This is a genomic window from Actinosynnema sp. CA-299493, assembly GCF_050946825.1.
GTDB lineage: Bacteria > Actinomycetota > Actinomycetes > Mycobacteriales > Pseudonocardiaceae > Actinosynnema.
In genome coordinates, this window is the sequence record NZ_CP191993.1 from 3,591,701 (window position 1) to 3,596,254 (window position 4,554).

Genomic DNA, 4,554 nt, shown 5'->3' on the forward strand with positions numbered 1-4,554 from the left:
GGTGGACGAGGGCGTCCTGCCGGACGACTGGGCGGTGTCGTTCGCCTCGCCGGGTCGACGGGCGCGACGCCGGCGCCGCGGCGGTCCCTGCGGCGGATTTCGTGATCGGCACACCATCACACGAATGGGTATTCACTCGTTCGTGGTAATCCCATGCGGGGATGCCCAAGGTCGGTCCGGGGTTGGACGATGGAACGGCCGCACGCTGCTTTTCTCATTCCCGATGTGCACGGATTCGCCAGGGGGTAAACCATGACGGCAGCACACGTCGCCGTTTCCATCGAGGCGAACGCCACGGCGCGGAGCGGGGGAGGCCACGTCGCCGCCGGCTGGCTGGTCGAACCGGACCGGGTCGTGGTGCCCGACCCGCCGCCCGGCTTGCTGGACGGCAGCCTCGACGTCACGGTCGTGCTCGCCGGGGCCGACGAAGGCCCGGTCGAACGCATCCCGTCGACCGGGGTGAACGCCCTGCGGCTCGCCGGCGCGGAGTTCGCCGTCCTCGACCTCGCCTCGGCGTCCCGGCACGCGCCGAACGCGGTGATGCCCGAGCCGGTGGCGCTGGAGGCCGCGATCGTCGCCCACGGCGGTGACGTGCGCGCGGCGTTCGAAGCCGCGGGTTCCGTCGTGCCGACACCGCCGGGCGCCAAGGCGTGCGCGAAGCACAACATCGTCAACTGCGGTCGCTGCTCATGACGTGGAGGCGGTTCGCGCCGGTGGTCGCGGACGTCGCGCTCGCCCTGGCGGCGAGCGCGATGGACGTGGTGCTCTACTCGCACATCCCGCTGCGGCCGGAGGAACCGGACTTCTGGTTCGCCCTGTCGTACCTGGGTCTGGTGTTCGGCGTGCTCGTGGTGCGGCGTCGACACCCGGTGGCGGTGTTCGTCGTGGTGCTGGCGGTGGCCGCGCTGTCCTCGTCCGTCAGCGGCTTCGACTTCCGTCCCGAGATCGCGGTGTACCTCGCCCTGTTCACCGTCGCCGAGCGCTGCCGGGTGCGGGTCGCGGGCGTGGCGCTGGCCGGCGCGCTGCTCTACGCGTTCTCCACCTCCACCCCCGACCTGGACCCCGGCGGGCTCGAAGACGCCCTCGTGGACATCGCGGCGGCGGCGTACCTGACCCTGTTGCCGCTGTCGGTGTGGGCGACCGGCCGGTGGGTCCGGACCAGCCGGGAGCACGCGCGGGCGCTGGAGGAGAGGCGCCGGCTGGAGGCGCGCCAAGCGGTCACCGAGGAGCGCGGCCGGATCGCGCGGGAACTGCACGACGTGGTCTCCCACGCGGTCACCGTGATCGTGCTCCAGGCCGCGGGCGGTCGACGGGTGCTCGACCGCGACCCGACCCGGGCCGCGCGCGCGTTCGACACGATCCAGCACCTGGGCGAGAACGCGATGGGGGAGCTGCGCCGGATGCTGGAGGTCCTGCACGCCGAGGGGGAGCCGGCCGGGCCGCGGCTCGGCGCGGACGACATCCCGGCCTTGCTGGACTCGTTCCGGGCGGCGGGACTGCACGTCGAGTCGCGCGTCACCGGCGACCCCCGGCCGGTCGAGCCGACCCTGGGCCTCGCGGTGTACCGGGTGGTCCAGGAAGCCCTGACCAACGTCACCAAGCACGCGGGCCCGGGCACGTCCGCGGAGGTGCTGCTGACCTGGTCCGCGACCCGCGTCGAGATCCGGGTCGGCGACGGGGGCGGGCCGGGCGCCGCCCACCGCGGTCCGCTGTCCACCGGCCACGGCCTGGCCGGTCTGCGCGAACGGCTGGCCGCCCTCGGCGGTGGCCTGAGCACCGCCCGGACGCCCACCGGCGGGTTCCTGCTCAACGCCGTCCTGCCGCTCGCCGACTCCGTCGACCCGGAGGAGGGCCACCCGGCGCCCCTCCGGCGGTCGGAGCCCGGCGTCCGGCCTCCTCGTGGACGTCGTGGCCGGGGCGGGCGAGTCGTCACCACCGGAGCGCGGACACGTCCGGAGGAGGAGGTCGCGCCGGGCGTCGAGCCCGGGCACCCGCGATGACCGGCCGGGCCGGTTGACGTCGGCCGCGTGCCGCCCGGCGGTCACCTGCCTTCCGGCGGGCCGTCGGCGTGACCGGACCGGGGTTATCGCCGGGTCGTCGCCGCGATCAGGGTCGAGGAGATGAACGCCCGCTCGGGACTGGTCGGGACGAAGAGCGTGTCGATGCCGCTCAGGTGCCGGTTCATCCGGGCCATCGGTGGTGGCGTCGGGGGCCGTCGGTGACGAAGTCAACCCCCGGTGCGGGTCGTGGCCGGCGCCGGGGGAAATGCGGGGAATTCGTTGTGGTGGGCGTGCCGATCGTGGATGGCGTTGCCCGCGCCCATTCATGAATGTGAATGTTGTTGCCTGTTGCGCACAGTTGCGCAATGCTGCCTGGGAGCGTTCCCAGAAGTTAGGTGACCGCTGTCCACGAGTGCTGTTCGCAAGGAGGCGACGCATGAGTCCGCGATTTGGCAGACGCACGAAGGGCCGGGCCGCCGGTATTGCCGCGGTCATGTCGGTGGCGGCTTTGACCGGGGGTTTGGTGATGGCCGCCGGCACCAGCGCCAGCGCGGCGGCCGGGTGCCGGGTCGACTACCAGGTGATCAACCAGTGGCAGGGCGGGTTCGGCGCCAACGTCACGATCACCAACCTCGGTGACGCGGTGTCGGGCTGGACCCTGGAGTGGAGCTTCGCGGCCGGCCAGCAGGTCACGCAGCTCTGGGGCGGTGAGTTCGCCCAGTCCGGCAGCGCCGTGACGGTGCGCAACGCGAGCTACAACGGCTCGCTGTCCACGGGCGCGTCGGTCACGCCGGGCTTCAACGGCTCGTGGACCGGCAGCAACCCCGCCCCGACCTCCTTCAAGCTCAACGGCGTGGCCTGCACCGGTTCGCCCACCGACACCTCCACGTCGACCACGACCTCGACGTCGACCTCCACGTCGACCTCGACCACCACCTCGACGTCGACGACGACCTCCACCACCACGACCACCACCACGAACCCGCCCACCGGCGCGGCGACGGGTTACGCGTCGCAGAACGGTGGGACGACGGGCGGTCAGGGCGGGGCGACGGTCCGGGCCACCACGGGCACCCAGATCCACCAGGCCCTGTGCACCCGGGCGTCCAGCTCGACGCCGATCATCATCGAGGTGTCGGGGACGATCAACCACGGCAACACCGCGAAGGTCTCGGGCAACAGCTGCTCGACCGCGGCCGGTGTGATCGAGCTGAAGCAGATCAGCAACGTCACCATCGTCGGCGTCGGTGGCGGTGCGGTGTTCGACCAGCTGGGCATCCACATCCGGGATTCGCGCAACATCATCATCCGGAACGTGACGGTGCGGAACGTGAAGAAGTCCGGTTCGCCGACGTCCAACGGTGGTGACGCGATCGGGATGGAGAGCAACGTCCGCAACGTCTGGGTGGACCACGTGGACCTGTTGGCGTCGGGTGGGGAGTCGGAGGGTTTCGACGGCCTGTTCGACATGAAGGACAACACGCAGTACGTGACGCTGTCCTACAGCAGGCTGCGCAACTCGGGCCGCGGCGGGCTGGTCGGGTCGAGTGAGAGCGACGTCTCGAACGGCTTCATCACCTATCACCACAACCTGTACGAGAACATCGACTCGCGGACTCCGTTGCTGCGAGGTGGGATCGCGCACATCTACAACAATTACTACGTGAGCCTCAACGAGTCCGGGATCAACTCGCGGGCCGGGGCGAAGGCGAAGGTGGACAACAACTACTTCAAGAACTCGCGTGACGTGCTGGGCACGTTCTACACCGACCAGGCCGGCTACTGGCAGGTCAGCGGGAACGTCTTCGACAACGTGACCTGGTCGGCCCCCGGCAGCGATCACAAGCCCGCCGGTCCGGACGTCAAGTCGACCACCACGGTCACCGTGCCTTACAGCTTCCGGCTCGACCAGGCCAACTGCGTGCCGACCGTCGTGAACCGCACGGCGGGCCCCAGCACCGGCCTTCAGGAATCAGACGGCAGCTGCTAGCAGGGTTTCGTGCGATTCGGTCGAGCTCGGTGATTCGACCGCCCGCGGTCTGGGCGGGTTGCCCGAAGGTGTGGCAGCCCGGCCAGGCCGCTTCTTTTGTGGAGAATGCGCGGGGCGCACGTCGTGCCGGCATCGCGCGAGCCGCGGGGGCGGACCGCGGCGCATCGGTTGTTGAGCATTGAAAGAAGAGCTCGCGACGTGGAATGCGCGAGGGGTCGCCGCCCGGTCGGTCGCGACCCGGGTTCGCGCCACGTCGTCCACAGTGGACCTTCGACTGGCGGTCACGTCGGACCTGCGGCGACCCGCGCCCTGGTCCGCCGGGAAGTGCCACTTGGCATAATCGCCGGAATATGAACCGGGTCACACCCGGGAATTATCGGCAAGGCTTCGGGTTGGCGAAGTGGTTTGGGGGTTGCGAGGCGCGGAATCGATCTGGAAAGTTGGGGGTCGGGGAGGCGGCACGGGGGATGGTGGGGAATTCAACAACGGCGTCACGTGCTTCGTGGCCACCCTTGGTTGATTAGCGACTCGCATCGGCAAAACGTGCACGGGGGTGCCTGGCTG

At 70.3% G+C, this 4,554-nt stretch carries 3 protein-coding genes; all 3 read left to right on the plus strand.

Annotated features, from left to right (window positions below; genetic code table 11):
* Positions 1 to 252 precede the first annotated feature (252 nt).
* The 3 genes from ACQPYE_RS16290 to ACQPYE_RS16300 all read left to right on the plus strand — a co-directional run bounded on the left by ACQPYE_RS16290 (position 253) and on the right by ACQPYE_RS16300 (position 3,990).
* On the plus strand, positions 253 to 693 hold the full coding sequence (locus ACQPYE_RS16290; protein WP_498722130.1) for a hypothetical protein: 441 nt from the start codon (positions 253 to 255) through the stop codon (positions 691 to 693).
* Entirely contained in the window at positions 690 to 2,000 is a 1,311-nt protein-coding gene (locus tag ACQPYE_RS16295; protein ID WP_498722132.1) for a sensor histidine kinase, read from the plus strand. Before ACQPYE_RS16290 ends, ACQPYE_RS16295 begins: the two co-directional genes overlap by 4 nt.
* Before the next feature lie 436 nt (positions 2,001 to 2,436).
* Complete coding sequence (locus tag ACQPYE_RS16300) at positions 2,437 to 3,990, plus strand: pectate lyase family protein (RefSeq protein ID WP_498722133.1); 1,554 nt, start codon at positions 2,437 to 2,439, stop codon at positions 3,988 to 3,990.
* Positions 3,991 to 4,554: the final 564 nt, after the last annotated feature.